We start from the raw sequence: 16,805 nt of genomic DNA, 5'->3' as shown, positions 1-16,805 counted from the left end.
GGACCGGGTCGGTCAACACCTCGGGCCCGGCAGGCGGTGGGCCTGCCGGGCCCGGGGCGGACGGGCCCGGGGCGGACGGGCGCGGGTCGGGGTCAGTCGCAGCCGCAGCCGCCGGCGGGGGCGGCGGGCAGCGGTGCCGGGGCGCCGATGCCGGGCAGGCCCAGCATCACCCCGGCGGGCTTGGCGGCGGGTGCGGCCTGCCGCTTCTCCCAGGCGTCACCGGCCCGGGTGCGGCGCACCGCGAGCGCGGGCCCCTCGGCGAGCAGGTGGTGCGGCGCCGCGTAGCTGATCTCCACGGAGACCATGTCGCCGGGCCGGACGGGCTCGGTGGGCCGGGTGAAGTGGACCAGCCGGTTGTCGGGAGCGCGGCCGGAGAGCCGGTCGGTGCGGTCGTCCTTGCGGCCCTCGCCCTCGGCGACCAGCACCTCCAGGGTGCGGCCGACCTGCTTCTTGTTCTCCTCCCAGGAGATCTCCTCCTGGAGGGCGACCAGCCGCTCATAGCGGGCTTGGACGACCTCCTTGGGGATCTGGCCGTCCATCTCGGCCGCCGGGGTGCCGGGCCGCTTGGAGTACTGGAAGGTGAACGCCTGGGCGAAGCGGGCCTCGCGGACCACGTGCAGGGTCTGCTCGAAGTCCTCCTCGGTCTCGCCGGGGAAGCCCACGATGATGTCGGTGGAGATCGCGGCGTCCGGCATCGCGGCGCGGACCTTCTCGATGATGCCGAGGTAGCGGTCCTGCCGGTAGGAGCGGCGCATCGCCCTGAGCACGGTGTCCGAACCGGACTGCAGCGGCATGTGCAGCTGGTGCATCACGGTAGGCGTCTCCGCCATGGCGGCGATCACGTCGTCGGTGAAGTCGCGCGGGTGCGGCGAGGTGAAGCGGACCCGCTCCAGGCCGTCGATCCGCCCGCTGGCGCGCAGCAGCTTGGAGAACGCCTCGCGGTCGCCGATGTCGGAGCCGTAGGCGTTGACGTTCTGGCCGAGCAGGGTGACCTCGATGACGCCCTCGGCGACCAGCGCCTCCACCTCGGCGAGGATGTCGCCGGGCCGCCGGTCCTTCTCCTTGCCGCGCAGCGCCGGGACGATGCAGAAGGTGCAGGTGTTGTTGCAGCCCACCGAGATGGCGACCCAGGCGGCGTACGCGGACTCGCGGCGGGTCGGCAGCGTGGACGGGAAGGTCTCCAGCGACTCCAGGATCTCCACCTGGGCCTCGGACTCCACCCGGGCCCGCTCCAGCAGCGCCGGAAGGTGCCCGATGTTGTGGGTGCCGAAGACCACATCGACCCAGGGGGCCTTGCGGACGATGGTGTCCCGGTCCTTCTGGGCCAGGCAGCCGCCGACGGCGATCTGCATCCCCGCCTGCCGGGCCTTGACCGGGGCGAGCCGTCCCAGGTTGCCGTAGAGCCGGTTGTCGGCGTTCTCCCGCACCGCGCAGGTGTTGAAGACGACGACATCCGGGCTGCCGTCCTGGTCGGCCTTGACATAGCCGGCGTCCTCCAGCAGCCCGGACAGCCGCTCGGAGTCGTGGACATTCATCTGACACCCGTAGGTGACCACTTGGTAGGTTCGCGCGCTCATCTCAGCGCCCAGGGTACGCGCCCCCGCGCGCCGGGCGCCCCTCCCCTTCCCAGCCTCCGGATGGCAGGATCCCGCCATGGCCGACTCCTCCGCACGCCCGCTCCCCCGCCTCGCGGCGGCGGTGCGCGCCCGTGCCTCCTCCCGGCTCTGGCGGGCCGGGACGGCGCTGGTGCTGGTGGCCGCGATGCTGCTGGGCTGGTGGCTGTCGGCGCCCGTCGCGATGCCGTACCCCAAGGGCAGGGTGGGCTTCGCCACCGGGGTGCCGCGCGGGGTGTACGAGCGGTACGGGCAGATGCTCCAGGCGTATGTGCGCACCGCGATGCCCGGGGTGGAGCTGCGGCTGGACCCGTCCGAGGGGTCGCCGGACAACCTCCAGCGGGTGGCGTCCGGCCGGGACTCCTTCGCCATCGCCACCGCCGACGCGGTCGCCACCTACTCCGGGCCCGGCAAGGAGCGGCTGCGGGCCATCGGGCGGCTCTACGACGACTACATGCAGCTGGTGGTACCGGCCGACTCCCGGGTCCACCAGGTCAAGGACCTCAAGGGGCTGCGGGTCAGCGTGGGCCAGCCGCTGTCCGGGGTGAACCTGGTGACCCGGCGGCTGCTGGCGGCGGCCGGTCTTGACCCGGTGCAGGACATCGACCCGGCGCCGCTGGGCATCGGCGAGGCGGTGGACGCGCTGCGCGACGGCCGGATCGACGCGCTCTTCTGGTCCGGCGGCCTGCCGACGGCGGCCGTGGACGAGCTCTCCCGGGAGCTGCGGATCCGGCTGGTGCCGCTGGGGCAGCTGGCCGAGTCGCTGCACCGGGGCGGCGGCGACGGCGCGGACGCGTACCGGGCCGCGGTGATGCCCGCCGACTCCTATCCGGAGGCGCTGCCCGAGGACACCCCGGTGGCCACGGTGGCGGTCGCCAATCTGATGGTCACCCGGGACGACACCGACACCGGGCTGGTGCAGGGCATGACCCGGGCCGTGATCGACAGCCGGGACGCGATCGGGGCGCAGGTGCACGCCGCCCAGCTGGTGGACCTGCGGACCGCGATCTACACCGATCCGCTGCCGCTGCACGAGGGCGCCCGCCGCTACTACGCCTCGGTGAAACCCTGACCTGCGGGCCGGGCCGCGATGCACCGGTGCCACCTGATGCGGCGGATTCAGCGGATTCCTCCCGACTGCGGAGGCGGCCGGTGCGGAGGGGTGATGGTCCCGCCCGGCCGGGCGCCCTAACCTGATCCCTAACCTGATCCCTGACCGGGAGACAAGCCAGGGGCATACGAGCCAGGGGCATACGAGCCAGGGGGCGGGCATGCACAGCGGGGGTGGACCTGACGGCGAGGCGCGTGCGCGGGGCGTGCCCCCGGGGCGGGCGCAGGCCGGCGTCCCGGGTCCGGGCGAGGAGCCCGCGCCGGGGCGGCTGATCGACAACCGCTATGAGCTGCGGACCCGGCTGGGGCGCGGCGGGATGGGTGTCGTCTGGGAGGCCCGGGACACCCGGCTGCACCGCCGGGTGGCGGTCAAGGAGCTGCTCTTCCGGGGCGCGGTGGACCCGGAGACGCAGGCCCAGTGGGTGGAGCGGGCCCGCCGCGAGGCGCAGGCCATCGCCCGGATCGGCCATGAGCATGTGGTGACGGTGTACGACGTCACCGAGGCCGACGGCCAGGTGTGGATCGTGATGGAGGAGGTCAATCCGCGCTCGCTGGCGGACCTGCTGCGCACCCACGGCCGGCTGCCGGTGCAGGACGCCGCCCGGATCTGCCTGGAGGTGCTGCGCGGGCTGCGCGCGGTGCACGCCGCCGGGGTGCTGCACCGGGACGTCAAGCCGCACAATGTGCTCTTCCGCCGGGACGGCCGGGCGGTGCTGATGGACTTCGGCATCGCCACCTTCGAGGGCGCCGCGCAGGTGACCCGGCTGCACGAGACGGTCGGCACGCCGAGCTATCTGGCGCCCGAGCTGTGCGACCCGGCCCGGCGACGGCCGCCGAGCCCGGCCAGTGACCTCTGGTCGCTGGGGGTGACCCTGTACGAGATGGTGGAGGGACGGCCGCCGTTCCGGGGCCCGGCGCCGTACGAGGTGCTGCTGGCGGTGCGCGAGGAGGAACCGGACCCGCCGGGGCACGCCGGTCCGCTGGGGCCGGTGCTGGCCGGGCTGCTGACCAAGGACCCGGCCCGCCGGATGGAGGCCGGCCGCGCCGAGGAACTGCTGCGCCATGTGGTGCAGGAGACCCCGGTGACGCCCTCCCGGCTGGATCTGCGGACCTGGCCGCTGACCGAGTCCACCACCGGTGCCACCCGGGACGACGACGGCGGCGGCGCGGAACCGCCCTCGCCGCCCTCGCCGGTGGGCCCGGGGCGGCCGTGGTGGCGGGACCGCCGGCTGCGGCTGCCCGCGCTGGCGCTCAGCCTGGTCCTGGTCGCCGCGGGGAGCTGGTTGGGCTACCGGCGGTGGTCGGAGCCGACCGGGCCGGGGGTCTCGCAGACGCTGGAGCAGGCCCACCAACGCGGCGCGCTGATGGTCGGGGTGAAGGCCGACCAACCGGGGCTGAGCGTGCTCACCGACCCGCAGGCCCACCGCTACCAGGGCTTCGACGTGGATCTGGCCTCGTATATCGCCAAGGACCTGGGGTTCGCGCCGGACGAGGTGCAGTTCACCACCGTGCAGACGTTCAGCCGGGAGCTGGTGCTCCAGAACCGCACGGTGGACCTGGTGGTGGCGAGCTACAGCATGACCCCGGAGCGGTCCCGGCGGGTGACCTTCGCGGGCCCCTACTACCTGGCCGGGCAGGACTTCCTGCTGCGCACCGACGAGAAGGACGTGGTCGGCCCGGAGGACCTGATCGGGCGCAAGGTGTGCACCGCCCGGGGGTCGACACCGGCCGAGCATCTGCCGGCCAAGTTCCACGGGGTGAAGCTCACCTTCCGTTCCAGCTACGGCGAGTGCGTCACCGATCTGCTGGAGCACCGGGTCGACGCGGTCTCCACCGACGACATCATCCTGGCCGGCTACCAGAAGCAGCACCAGGACCGGCTGCGGCTGCTGGGCATCCCCTTCCAGTCGGAGGCGTACGGGGTGGGGATGGCGCTGGGCGAGGAGGCGCTGCGGAGGCAGGTCTGCGCATCGATAGACCGCTATGTGGACAGCGGGGCGTGGTACCGCTCCTGGCAGCGGTGGCTGCAACCGCTGGGCCTGCTCCGTCCCAGCCCCGGCACCTGCTCCAACACGGACTGGCAGCACCTCGGCTGACGGATTGTCAGACCTCGATGTGGCGCGGCGCGGTGAGGGTGACCCGCAGCCCGGCCGACTCCCCCGCGCCGAACTCCAGCCCGCCGCCGGTGGCGGAGAGCAGGGTGCGGGCGATGGAGAGCCCGAGGCCGGAGCCGTCCACGTTCTGGTGGCGGGGGGAGCGCCAGAAGCGGTCGCCGATCCGCTCCAGCTCCTCGTCGGTGAGGCCGGGTCCGCCGTCCGCCACGGTGACCGCGACCTCGTCCGCGCGCAGCGCCACCGCCACCCGCACCGCCTCCCCCTCGGGGGTGAACTTCAGGGCGTTGTCGACCACCGCGTCCAGCGCGCTGCCGAACCCCACCGGGTCGGTCCAGCCCAGCGCCATCGGCGGCCCCTCCCAGCCCAGCGCCACCCCGCGCTGCTCGGCGACCGGCCGCCAGGCGTGCACCCGCTCCAGGGCCAGCCGGACCAGGTCGGTGTGCTGGGCCTCCGGACGGGCGTGCTCGGCGGTGGCCAGCCCCAGCAGGTCGTCCAGCACCCGGGCCAGCCGCCGCCCCTCCTCGCGCACCCCGGACAGCTCCTCCTCATGGCCCTCGGGCAGCTCCAGGCCCAGCAGCTCGACCCGCAGCATCAGCGCGGCCAGCGGGTTGCGCAGCTGGTGCGAGGCGTCCGCGACAAAGGCCCGCTGGCGCTCCATGGAGAGCTCCACATGGTCGGCCATCTCATTGAAGGACCCGGCCAGCCGGCGCAGCTCCGGCGGCCCGCCGGCGGCGGCCACCCGGGCGTTCATCCGCCCGGTGGCGATCTCATGGGTGGCCTTGTCGAGCACCCGTACCGGCCGCAGCACCCAGCCGGTGAGCCGGACGGCGGCCACCACCGCGACGATCATGGCGGCGGCCTCGCCGGCGCCCAGCAGCAGCCAGCGGTGCAGGATGCGGGCGCGCAGCGCCCCGGTGGGCGACTCGGTGAGCACCACGGCGACCACATCGCCGTCCCGGACCACCGGGGAGGCCACCGCCAGGGTGCGGTCGGTGGTCCATGGCCACACCTGCGGCGGGTTGTGGCTGCGGCGGCCGTCCAGCGCCTCCTGGAACGCCTCCTCGTGCGGCCCGGCCGCTGGGCTCCACCAGCCGCCGGGCGAGACCGCGAGGGTGCCGCCGCTGCGGGAGAAGACCCCGGCCCGGATGCCGTACACCTGGTGGTAGCGGACCACCTCGGCGCGGAGCGCGCGCAGCTGGGTGACGTCGTCGCCGTCGGCCGGGGCGTACTGGGCGAGGCCGGCGAAGCGGGCGGCGTCGTCGATCCGGTCGATGATCACATGCTGCTGCTCGGCGGCGGCCTCGGCGGCGGCCAGCGGTACGCCGAGCGCGGCCAGCACGCAGGCCATCAGGGAGAGCAGGATGCCGAGGAGGCGGGTGCGCATCGCGGGTCAGCGGTCGCTTCCGGCCGCCGGGGGCTGCGTGGCGGGCTGCGCGGGGGGCTGTGTGGCGGGCTCATGGGGAGGCACGACTGGGGACACGGCCGGAGGCCCGGCGGGAGGCCCGACAGGGGTCTCGGCGGGGGTCTCGGCAGGGGTCTCGGTGACCAGCCGGTAGCCGACGCCTCGGACCGTCTCCACCAGGGCGGGCAGCGCCAGCTTGGCCCGCAGCGAGGCGATATGGACCTCCAGGGTGCGGCCGTTGCCCTCCCAGCCGCTGCGCCAGACCTCGCTGAAGATCTGCTCCCGCCGGTAGACCACGCCCGGGTGCTGGGCGAGCAGCGCCAGCAGGTCGAACTCCTTGCGGGTGAGCGGCACTTCGCGGCCCTCCACGGTCACCCGGCGCCCCTCCCGGTCGAGGGCGACCCCGCGCGCGGCCAGCGGGCCGCCCTCGGCGACCCAGCCGGCGGGGGCGGGCTCGCCGGCGCGGTCCGCCGTCGGGGCGGCGCCCCGGCGGGCGACGGCATGGATACGGGCCAGCAGCTCGCCCATGTCGTACGGCTTGGTGACGTAGTCGTCGGCGCCCAGGTTGAGGCCGTGGATGCGGGAACGGGTGTCGGCCCGCGCGGTCACCATGATCACCGGTACGCCGCTGCGGTCCCGGATCCGGCTGCACACCTCGAAGCCGTCCCGGTCCGGCAGGCCGAGGTCGAGCAGCACCACCCGGTAGGGCTCGGCGCCGTCCGGGACCAGCGCGTCCAGCGCCTCGCTGCCGCTGCGCGCATGGCGGACCCGGAAGCCGTGCCGGCTGAGCACCGCCACCAGGGCGGTCGCCACATGGTCGTCGTCCTCGACGAGGAGCAGGCGCATCCCGGTCTCCCCCTTCTGCCCGATGTGCGTCGTCTCTGCGCGGTGTGCGTGGCCTGTGGCCGCCGATGTGCGTGGCCTGTGGCCGATGTGCGTGGCCTGTGGCCGATGTGCGTGGTCGTCCTGCCCGTCTCGCTTCGGCAGCCCTGCGCGGTCCTCTGCATCCATGCCCACGCCGCCCGCCCAGGTCAACCCCGATCAGGTGAACCTCTGCGTACCGTTATTGACCTGGAACATGGCCCTTCGCACCGGATACGCCCGGCGCCACCTGCGCGGGGCGCGGCTGTGTCCCGATCGTGACCCTCAAGTTCCGCTCAGATCTGCTGACGGTGTGTCTCCGGCGCTCCTATGGTCGCCCCACCGAGGCTGCGGACCCCACCGGTCCGCGCCCCGGACGGGCACCCGCCCGAGAGAGCAACCGCCCGAGAGAGCAACCGCCCGGACGAGCAGCCGGCAGGCCGGTATGAGGGAGCAGCGTGCGATGACCGAGGCCGCCACCGCCACCGAGACCACCGCCGGGACCGACGGCCTGGTGGTGCTGAAGGGCGTCAACAAGCACTTCGGTGCGCTGCATGTGCTCCAGGACGTGGACCTCTCCATCGCCGCCGGCGAGGTGGTCGTGGTGATCGGCCCTTCGGGCTCCGGCAAGTCGACCCTCTGCCGGACGATCAACCGGCTGGAGACCGTCGACTCCGGCACCATCACCGTGGACGGCCGCCCGCTGCCCGCCGAGGGCAGGGAGCTGGCCCGGCTGCGCGCCGAGGTCGGCATGGTGTTCCAGTCGTTCAACCTCTTCGCGCACAAGACGGTGCTGGAGAACGTGGTGCTGGGCCAGGTCAAGGTGCGCCGGGTGGCGCGCGACCAGGCCGAGGCCAAGGCCCGGGCGCTGCTCGACCGGGTCGGGGTGGCCGCCCAGGCCGACAAGTACCCGGCGCAGCTCTCCGGCGGCCAGCAGCAGCGCGTGGCCATCGCCCGGGCGCTGGCCATGGACCCCAAGGTGATGCTCTTCGACGAGCCGACCTCCGCCCTGGACCCCGAGATGATCAACGAGGTCCTGGAGGTGATGCGGCAGCTCGCCGCCGACGGCATGACCATGGTCGTGGTCACCCATGAGATGGGCTTCGCCCGCTCCGCCGCCAACCGGGTGATCTTCATGGCGGACGGCCGCATCGTCGAGCAGAACACGCCCGAGGCGTTCTTCACCGCGCCCCGCAGCGACCGGGCCAAGGACTTCCTGTCGAAGATCCTGCACCACTGAGACCCCGGCGCCGCCGCCGAGCAGACCGACGCCCGACTCCGCCTGGTCCGGACCGGGTGCAACCCCGCCAAGGAGAGAACCCGTATGAGGACTCGTCGCACCGCCGCAGCCGTACTGGCCGTGCTCGCCCTGACCGCCGTCGCCGCCTGCGGCAAGGACGGTTCGCCGAACGACGACAGCGCCGGCTCCAGCACCTCGTACGAGGTGAAGAAGGATGTCTCGATCTCCGGCTCGGCCACCTTCGACGCCGCCAAGAAGCGCGGCAAGCTGATCGTCGGTGCCAAGGCCGACCAGCCCAACCTGGGCTTCGAGGACGTCACCAGCGGCACCCGCTCCGGCTTCGACATCGAGATCGCCAAGATGGTCGCCGCCGACCTGGGCTTCTCCCCGGACAAGATCGAGTTCAAGACGATCCCCTCCACCAACCGCGAGACCGCGATCTCCGGCGGCGAGGTCGACTACTACGTCGGCACCTACACCATCAACGACGAGCGCAAGAAGAGCATCTCCTTCGCGGGCCCGTACTACGTGGCCGGCCAGGACCTGCTGGTGGGCCAGGACAACAGCGACATCACCGGCCCGGAGTCCACCAAGGGCAAGAAGGTCTGCTCGGCGAGCGGCTCCACCTCCATCGACCGGATCAAGACGTACGGCGCCGAGATCGTCGCCTTCGACACCTACTCGCAGTGCGTCGACAAGCTGCTCGACAAGTCGGTCGACGCGGTGACCACCGACGACGCCATCCTCAAGGGCTACGGCGCCAAGTACGAGGGCAAGCTCAAGGTCGTCGGCAAGCCGTTCTCCGAGGAGCCGTACGGCGTCGGCCTCAACAAGGACGACAAGGCGCTGCGCGACGCGATCAACAACGCCCTTGAGGCGCACGAGAAGAACGGCGACTGGAAGAAGGCGTACGACGCCACGCTGGGCAAGTCCGGCGCCGACGCCACCCCGCCGCAGCTCGCCCGCTACTGACCGACCCTCCGGGGCGGCGGCGTGCGGACGCCGCCGCCCCGGCCATGCCCGATCTCCACCTGGGAGGGGGACGGCCGCCGTGAACTTCCTGTTCCGCGACGACAACTTCGCGCTCTTCCGTGACGGCTTTCTGGGCACGGTCGAGCTGACCGTGCTCAGCGGCCTGCTGGCCGTGCTGCTGGGGGTGCTGCTGGCCGCCTTCCGGGTGTCGCCCGTGCCGCCGCTGCGCGTCTTCGGCACCGTGTGGGTGAATGTGCTCCGCAACACCCCGCTGGTGCTGCTCTTCTTCGCGGTCGTCTTCGGACTGCCGAAGATCGGCATCTCGCTGGACTACTTCACCTTCGCCGTGCTGGCCCTCGGCTGCTACACCGCCAGCTTTGTCTGCGAGGCGGTGCGCTCCGGCATCAACACGGTGCCGCTCGGGCAGGCGGAGGCCGCCCGCAGCCTGGGCATGACCTTCGGCCAGACGCTGCGCCTGGTGGTGCTGCCGCAGGCCGGACGCACCGTCATCGCACCGATCGGCTCGGTGCTGATCGCGCTGGCCAAGAACTCGGCCATCGCCGGGGCGTTCAATGTCGCCGGCCTCTATGACGTGATGCGGACCTGGAACGAGCGGGGCTACGACATCACCGCGATCTTCTTCTGGGTGGCCCTCGGCTATCTGGTCGTCAGCTTTGCCATCAGCGGGCTCTTCCGCCTGCTGGAGAACCGGCTGGCGGTGGCCCGATGAGCAGCGTCAGCGTCCTGTACGACGCCCCCGGCCCCCGCGCCCGGCTCCGCAACCGCGTCATCGGCGTGGCCGCCACCATCGGCATCGCCGCCCTGATCTGGCTGGTCATCGACCGGCTGGCCGGCCATGGGCAGTTCTCCGCCGCCATGTGGGAGCCGTTCCAGTACACCCGCACCCAGGAACGGCTGCTGCACGGCCTGCAGGACACCCTGCTGGCGTTCGCCTTCGCCGCCGTGCTGTCGCTGGCACTCGGCACCCTGCTGGCGGCCGGACGGCTCTCCGACCACCGGCCGGTGCGCTGGTTCAGCACCGCGTTCGTCGAGTTCTTCCGGGCGATGCCGCTGGTCATCATGATCTTCGCGCTCTACCAGGGACTCTTCAGCGACGCCCCGATGTGGGCGCTGGTGATCGGCCTGACCCTCTACAACGGCTCGGTGCAGGCGGAGATCTTCCGCGCCGGGATCAACGCCGTACCGCGCGGCCAGAGCGAGGCCGCGTATGCGCTCGGCATGCGCAAGACGCAGGTGATGGGCACCGTCCTGGTCCCGCAGGCGTTCCGCGCGATGCTGCCCTCGGTGCTCAGCCAGCTGGTGGTGACCCTCAAGGACACCTCGCTCGGCTACATCATCACCTATGAGGAGCTGCTGTACGTCGGCAAGCTGATCGCCGGCACCACCAGCACCCCCGAGGGCTACCCTTATGTGCCCGTGGTCATGGTGATCGCGCCGGTCTACATCGGGCTCTGCCTGGCCCTCTCCGGACTCGCCAAGTGGATCGAGGCGCGCGGGCGGCGCAGCCGCAAGGGCACCCCGCCGACCCCGGCCGCCGGCACCCCCGGCGCAGCGGGCGCCGACCCGCTGGGCCCGGCGGGCGCCGCGCTCGCCGCCGCCGTCCCCGCGCCGGCTGCGCCGGAGCACGACCTGGGCGCCGTACCGCGCGACGCCCGGCCGGAACCGCCCGCCACCAAGGAGTGACGGCGGCCCAGCCGACACCTGGTCAACCGCCCCCGGAGCGCCCGCCGCTCCGGGGGCGGTGCAACGCGATCCGGCGTACACCCGGCGCTGCTTGACGCGCCCCCCGGTGATCTGTTGCATTGCTCTTCGTGACACGATGCGGGGCACGCAGGCGAAGCGCCCGACCGACCGGACCGGCACGCCGTCGGCTGGGCCTTCCGCGCCCCCGCCCCGCACTCCCCGGAGCCGCACCGTGGACCCGGTGATCATCGTCGGGGCAGGCCCGGTCGGCCTCGCCCTGGCGCTCGACCTCGCCCGCCACGAGGTGCCCAGCATCGTCCTGGACGACGGGCCCGGCCTCTCCCCCGAATCGCCCCGCACCACCGTGCTGCGCCCCGACACCGCCGCCCAGCTGATCCGCCTCGGCTACACCCGGGCCACCGCCGACGGCGCCACCTGGGACAGCTGGCGCATACTCCGCCGCCGCCAGGAGGTGCTCCACCTCGACCTGTCCGCCACCCCCGTGCTGCACCTCCCCCAGCACCGGCTGCAACGCGGGCTGCGGGACGCCGCCGGCGCCGAACCGCTGATCGAGCTGGTAGCCCGGCAGCGGGTCGAGGAGCTGGAGCAGGACGGCGACGGGGTGAGCGTACGCACCCGGCAGACCGAGAACGGCCACTCCACCTGGTGGCGCGGCAGCCACCTGGTGGGCTGCGACGGCGCCCGGTCCACCGTCCGCAAGCTGCTGCGGATCCGCTTCCCCGGCCGCACCGCCGTGGACCGCTACGCGGTCGCCACCCTCCGGGTCGACCTGCCCTTCCCCGGCGAGGCCCGGCTGCACCGCGACCCCCCGTGGCGCGGCGACCGCGAAGCCCTCGCCCGCCCGCTGCCGGACGGCCTCTGGCGGCTGGACTGGCGGCTGCCGCCCGGGCGGCCCACGCCCGCCGCACCCGTCGATCCGCACGCCACCTGGCCCGGCATCGTCACCGGCGACACCCTGGTCTCCCGGGTACGGGCCACCCTGGCCGGCTGGTGCGGCGAGGTCCCCCGCTACGACCTGCTGGCCGCCGCCGACCACACCGTCCAGCAGCGGCTGGCCGGACGGTTCCGCGCCGGACGCTGCTTCCTCGCCGGGGACGCCGCCCACCTGCACGGCGCGCTCGGCATGCAGAACCTCGACGACGGGCTGCGCGACGCCGCCAACCTCGCCTGGAAGCTCGCCCTGGTCTGGCACCGCCACGCCGACGACGCCCTGCTGGACTCCTACCAGGCCGAGCGGCGCGGCGCGGTCGGCGCCCGGCTGCGCGCCGTCGACCAGGCCATGCCGCTGCTGCGGCCGGTCAAGGGGTGGGAGCAGGCCCGCCGCAACCTGCTGTCGGGCTCCTTCCGCAAGCACGCCCCGCTGCTGGCCGACGGTGCGCTGGGCACCGGACGGTTCGGCAGCCCGCCGGCCTACCCGGGCGGGCCGTCCGGACCCCGGGGCGAGCGGCGCGGCACCGCGCTCTCCCAGGGCATGGACTCCACCGCCCCCGGGGTCCTCGTCCCCGACGTACCGGTGATCGCCGCCGACGGCTCGCACCACCGGCTGCACGAACGGCTGGGGCGCGGCTTCCTGCTGGTCCTGGTGGCCCCGGGCACCGGGGTGTGGGCCAGCGAGCACTGGCTCGGCGCCGGGCTGATGCCCCGGCTCGCCGAGACCGCCGCCGCGCTGCCGGTACCGGCCGAGGTGGTGGTGGCCGAGGTGTACGCCGGGGCGACCGCCCACACCGTGCTGCTGGTCCGGCCGGACGGGCACCTGGTCGGCACCATGCAGGGCTGCCGACCGGAGGAGCTGCACGCCCTCGCCGACCGCGCCCGAGGCGGCCCGGCCGCCCTCCCCACCGCCGAACCCACCGCCTGAACCCCGCCCCATCCGCACGCCACCCACCACCAGCGGCGTCCCAGCCCGGCCCTCGCCGCCCCTGCGCACCCCAGCAGTACGTGCCTCAACACCCCCACCCGCGCGCCTCCCACCGGACACCACCCGCCCAGACCGCGCCCGCCGCCGGCCCTGCGCCCCCACAGCAGTACGCGCCCCCACACCCCCCACACCCCTCCCACCAGCGGCTTTCCGGCCCTGCTCCTCGCCCCGGCGGCGGGTGGCCCGGTGCCCGGAGGCGGCCTGCTTGACCAGCCGCAGCCCGCATGATTCACTCCGCCCGTGGGACACCTCGGCCTCAGGCTCTTCCGCCGCACGCACCTGGACACGGTCCGGTACGTCGGCTGCCTGTGTTGTCGCTGCGCCGTCTGAAGCACCCCGCTAGCGGACCCCTCCGGCCCCGTACGGCCGCCCGACGCATCCGGTCCGCGCCACCGCGCCCCGCGCCGCCGCCCCGCCGGTACAGCCGACCGGCCCCGGGCATCCCCGCAGCCGCAGCCGCCCACCACCGGGCGCCGCCGCACCCAGGACGGTCCCCTTGCCCCGCACCGACGCGCCCGCGTCCACCCCGGAGGCCCCCGTGCCGCCGGCCACCCCCGACGCACCGCCGCGCCCCGGCCACCCGGCCCCCGACGGCCCCGGCCTCAGCGAACTGCTGGACTTCGCCCACCGCACCGCCGCCGACCCCGACACCCTGGCGCTGCTGCCGCTCGACCCGGCGGAGCGGACCTGGATCGCCCTGGAGGGTCCGGGCGGCAGCGAGGCATGGATCATCGGCTGGCCACCCGGCGCCGAGACCGGCTGGCACGACCACGGCGGTTCCCGGGGCGCCTTCGTCACCGCGACCGGACGGCTGGCCGAGCAGTCCATCGCCGTGGAACTGCCCACCGAGGGCTGGCGCACCCTGGAACTGGTGGACGGAGTCGACCGCGAGCGCGACCTGCCGGCGGGCCGGGGCCGGGCCTTCGGACCCCGCCACGTCCACCAGGTGGTCAACGCCTCCCAGGAGGAGCACGCGGTGTCGGTGCACGTCTACCATCCGCCGCTGCCCCTGCTGCGCCGCTACAGCCGCCATGGCCGGGTGCTCCGGCTGGAGCTTGTCGAGGGACCCGAGGAGTGGGCGCCGTGACCGCCGCACCACGCAGCATCGACCAGGCCCTGGCAGAGGCCCGCGCCCGCCTCGACCGGCTGACGCCACCTCAGGCGGCCGAAGCCGTCCGGCAGGGCGCGCTGCTGGTCGACACCCGCTATGCCGCGCTGCGCGACCGCGACGGCACCATCCCCGGTGCCCTGGTGGTCGAACGCAATGAGCTGGAATGGCGGCTCGACCCGCAGTGCGACCACCGACTGCCGGAGGCCGTCCACCACGACCTGCGGATCATCGTGCTCTGCAACGAGGGCTACGCCTCCTCACTGGCCGCCGTCTCCCTCCAGGAACTCGGCCTGCACCGGGCAACCGACCTGGAGGGCGGCTTCCAGGCATGGTCCGCCGCCGGACTCCCGGTCACCCCGCCGACGTAAGCCGTTGGGCGGGGCAACCGGACGCCCACTGCGGCCGTCAGACCCCGAACCGTGCTGAACCGGCCGAGCAGTCACAAGGCCGGGCGCGCTCGTGGGGACCGTCCGGTGCGGTATCCCCGCCGCCCGGGCGCACCTGCGCGGCGAGCCGGGCTCCACCCGGCCGCCCGGATCCTCGCGCACGGTCACACGGTCGCCGACCTCAACCGCGCGGTACCTCCCGCAGGAGCACTCCACGCTGTGCCTCGGTCTTTGGGTACTTTGCGACCTGGTCGCTGAAACCGGGCGGGCCGGAGTCTGAAAGCAGCGCCCGGTCAGGTGTCGGGGAGCCAGTGGTCCAGGTCTTCGGTGGGGGCGCCTTCGGCGGCGAGGGCTTCTCGGACGACGCGCAGTGCCAGGCCCTCCGGGTAGCCCCGGCGGGCGAGCATTCCGGCGAGGCGGCGGATGCGTACCTGGCGGTCGAGACCTCGGGTGGAGCGGAGCTTGCGGTCGACCAGGGTGCGGGCGGTGTCGGCCTCCTGCTCCGGGTCGAGACGGGCGACGGCTTCGTCGACGACCGCGCCGGAGACCCCTCGGGAGCGCAGCTCCCGGGCGAGGGCGCGGCGGGCCAGGCCACGGCCGGTGTGGCGGGAGTCCACCCAGGCGTCGGCGAAGGCCGCGTCGTCGATCAGGCCCACGTCCTCGAAGCGGGAGAGCACCTCCTCCGCGGTCTCGTCGGGGATGGACCGCTTGCGCAGGGCGTCGGCGAGCTGCTTGCGGGTGCGCGGCGAGCCGGTGAGCAGCCGGAGGCAGATCGCCCGTGCCTGGGCTGCGGGGTCCTGGGGTTCTGCTTCCGGCTGCGGCCCCGGCCGGTCGGCACGGGCCCATCTGCCGGACCGGCGTGGCCGTGACGGCTCGGGCTCCGGCTCGGGCTGCGGTTCCGGGGCAGGGGCAGGGGCAGGGGGCACCCCGGCGCCCGGATGCTGCTGGTACGAGGACCCCACGGCGCCGCTGGCGCACCAGTCCAGTGGACCCCAGTCGCCCGTCTCCGGCGGTCCGCCGGGGACGGGCGACTCTGCGTTGCTCCGCATCGGCGGCTCAGGCCTTGGCGGTCTTCTTGGCGGCGGTCGTCTTGGCTGCGGTGGTGGCCGTGATCGGCTTGGCCCCGTCCGCAGCGGCGGCCGAAGCGGCCGGCGCCGCACCGGCAGCGGCCGGGTCCGCAGCATCGGCGGGGGCGTCGACGCGCGGGCCGACGCCCAGCTTCTCCTTGATCTTCTTCTCGATCTCGTCGGCGAGGTCGGGGTTGTCGCGCAGGAAGTTCCGCGCGTTCTCCTTGCCCTGGCCGAGCTGGTCGCCCTCGTAGGTGTACCAGGCGCCCGACTTGCGGATGAAGCCGTGCTCCACCCCCATGTCGATCAGGCCGCCCTCGCGGCTGATGCCCACGCCGTAGAGGATGTCGAACTCGGCCTGCTTGAACGGCGAGGCCACCTTGTTCTTGACGACCTTGACGCGGGTGCGGTTGCCGACCGCCTCGGTGCCGTCCTTGAGGGTCTCGATACGGCGGATGTCGAGCCGGACCGAGGCATAGAACTTCAGCGCCCGGCCACCGGTGGTGGTCTCCGGGGAGCCGAACATCACGCCGACCTTCTCGCGGAGCTGGTTGATGAAGATCGCGGTGGTCTTGGACTGGTTGAGCGCACCGGTGATCTTCCGCAGCGCCTGGCTCATCAGCCGGGCCTGGAGGCCCACGTGGGAGTCGCCCATCTCGCCCTCGATCTCGGCGCGCGGCACCAGGGCCGCCACCGAGTCGATGACGATGAGGTCGATCGCCCCGGACCGGATGAGCATGTCCGTGATCTCCAGGGCCTGCTCGCCGGTGTCCGGCTGGGAGACCAGGAGGGCGTCGGTGTCGACGCCCAGCTTCTTCGCGTAGTCGGGGTCGAGGGCGTGCTCGGCGTCCACGAACGCCACGATGCCGCCGGCCTTCTGTGCGTTGGCCACCGCATGGAGGGCGATGGTCGTCTTGCCGGAGGACTCCGGTCCGTAGACCTCCACCACGCGGCCGCGTGGAAGGCCCCCGACGCCGAGGGCGACGTCCAGGGCGATGGAGCCGGTCGGGATGACCTCGATCGGTGCGCGTGCCTCGTCACCGAGGCGCATCACCGATCCCTTGCCGAACTGTCGCTCGATCTGTGCGAGCGCGGTCTCTAGGGCCCGCTCGCGATCGGTACCTGCCATGGATTCCACCCTGCTGGTTTGTGCTGTGCGCTTCATCGTCATCGACGCTAGCGCGTACCACTGACAATCGGCCCCGGGAGGGCCCAGCCTGTGGATAACCCGCCGTGAACCAGCATACAGAACACAAGTTCGATTAAGCGGGAAGACGGCACCCCGC

At 73.5% G+C, this 16,805-nt stretch carries 14 protein-coding genes; 9 read left to right on the top strand and 5 right to left on the bottom strand.

Annotation, left to right across the window (positions count from 1 at the left end):
- Window positions 1-92: 92 nt before the first annotated feature.
- Window positions 93-1,577: a tRNA (N6-isopentenyl adenosine(37)-C2)-methylthiotransferase MiaB gene (gene miaB / locus C7M71_RS22345; protein ID WP_114914500.1), complete on the bottom strand. Its 1,485-nt coding sequence runs from the start codon at window positions 1,575-1,577 to the stop codon at window positions 93-95.
- Window positions 1,578-1,653: 76 nt separating this feature from the next.
- Between miaB and C7M71_RS22340 the strand changes: the two genes are divergently transcribed.
- The gene (locus C7M71_RS22340; protein ID WP_111494165.1) at window positions 1,654-2,685 is read left to right on the top strand and encodes a TAXI family TRAP transporter solute-binding subunit; all 1,032 of its coding nucleotides are present in this window, start codon (window positions 1,654-1,656) and stop codon (window positions 2,683-2,685) included.
- A gap of 199 nt (window positions 2,686-2,884) precedes the next feature.
- Complete coding sequence (locus C7M71_RS22335) at window positions 2,885-4,819, top strand: bifunctional serine/threonine-protein kinase/glutamate ABC transporter substrate-binding protein (RefSeq protein ID WP_111494163.1); 1,935 nt, start codon at window positions 2,885-2,887, stop codon at window positions 4,817-4,819.
- A gap of 7 nt (window positions 4,820-4,826) precedes the next feature.
- Here C7M71_RS22335 and C7M71_RS22330 read toward each other — a convergent pair whose 3' ends face one another.
- Window positions 4,827-6,221: a sensor histidine kinase gene (locus C7M71_RS22330; RefSeq protein ID WP_111494161.1), complete on the bottom strand. Its 1,395-nt coding sequence runs from the start codon at window positions 6,219-6,221 to the stop codon at window positions 4,827-4,829.
- Window positions 6,222-6,227: 6 nt separating this feature from the next.
- Entirely contained in the window at window positions 6,228-7,085 is an 858-nt protein-coding gene (locus tag C7M71_RS22325; protein WP_114914499.1) for a response regulator transcription factor, read from the bottom strand.
- A gap of 478 nt (window positions 7,086-7,563) precedes the next feature.
- Between C7M71_RS22325 and C7M71_RS22320 the strand changes: the two genes are divergently transcribed.
- The 7 genes from C7M71_RS22320 (at window position 7,564) to C7M71_RS22290 (ending at window position 14,434) form a co-directional block, all read left to right on the top strand.
- Window positions 7,564-8,340, top strand: a complete 777-nt coding sequence (locus tag C7M71_RS22320) for an amino acid ABC transporter ATP-binding protein (RefSeq protein WP_111494940.1) — start codon at window positions 7,564-7,566, stop codon at window positions 8,338-8,340.
- 84 nt (window positions 8,341-8,424) lie between these two features.
- Window positions 8,425-9,312: a glutamate ABC transporter substrate-binding protein gene (locus C7M71_RS22315; protein ID WP_111494938.1), complete on the top strand. Its 888-nt coding sequence runs from the start codon at window positions 8,425-8,427 to the stop codon at window positions 9,310-9,312.
- 79 nt (window positions 9,313-9,391) lie between these two features.
- Entirely contained in the window at window positions 9,392-10,042 is a 651-nt protein-coding gene (locus C7M71_RS22310; protein WP_111494936.1) for an amino acid ABC transporter permease, read from the top strand.
- Window positions 10,039-11,016 carry an amino acid ABC transporter permease gene (locus C7M71_RS22305; RefSeq protein ID WP_114914498.1) on the top strand — a complete coding sequence of 326 codons (978 nt, stop codon included), beginning with the start codon at window positions 10,039-10,041 and terminating at the stop codon, window positions 11,014-11,016. The genes C7M71_RS22310 and C7M71_RS22305 overlap by 4 nt, the downstream gene beginning before the upstream one ends.
- A 232-nt stretch (window positions 11,017-11,248) precedes the next feature.
- The gene (locus C7M71_RS22300) at window positions 11,249-12,895 is read left to right on the top strand and encodes an FAD-dependent monooxygenase (RefSeq protein ID WP_114914497.1); all 1,647 of its coding nucleotides are present in this window, start codon (window positions 11,249-11,251) and stop codon (window positions 12,893-12,895) included.
- Window positions 12,896-13,451: 556 nt separating this feature from the next.
- Window positions 13,452-14,042: a cupin domain-containing protein gene (locus C7M71_RS22295; RefSeq protein WP_407675934.1), complete on the top strand. Its 591-nt coding sequence runs from the start codon at window positions 13,452-13,454 to the stop codon at window positions 14,040-14,042.
- Window positions 14,030-14,434, top strand: a complete 405-nt coding sequence (locus C7M71_RS22290; RefSeq protein WP_111493946.1) for a rhodanese-like domain-containing protein — start codon at window positions 14,030-14,032, stop codon at window positions 14,432-14,434. The genes C7M71_RS22295 and C7M71_RS22290 overlap by 13 nt, the downstream gene beginning before the upstream one ends.
- Before the next feature lie 311 nt (window positions 14,435-14,745).
- Here the strand turns inward: C7M71_RS22290 and recX are convergent, their stop codons facing one another.
- Both recX and recA read right to left on the bottom strand, forming a co-directional pair.
- On the bottom strand, window positions 14,746-15,501 hold the full coding sequence (gene recX / locus C7M71_RS22285) for a recombination regulator RecX (protein WP_229758851.1): 756 nt from the start codon (window positions 15,499-15,501) through the stop codon (window positions 14,746-14,748).
- 7 nt (window positions 15,502-15,508) lie between these two features.
- Window positions 15,509-16,648, bottom strand: coding sequence for a recombinase RecA (gene recA, locus C7M71_RS22280; RefSeq protein WP_111493944.1), 1,140 nt, complete (start codon window positions 16,646-16,648; stop codon window positions 15,509-15,511).
- Between the last annotated feature and the right edge of the window lie 157 nt (window positions 16,649-16,805).

The organism is Peterkaempfera bronchialis, assembly GCF_003258605.2.
Classification (GTDB): Bacteria; Actinomycetota; Actinomycetes; order Streptomycetales; family Streptomycetaceae; genus Peterkaempfera; species Peterkaempfera bronchialis.
This window is presented reverse-complemented; position numbering and strand designations above follow the sequence as displayed.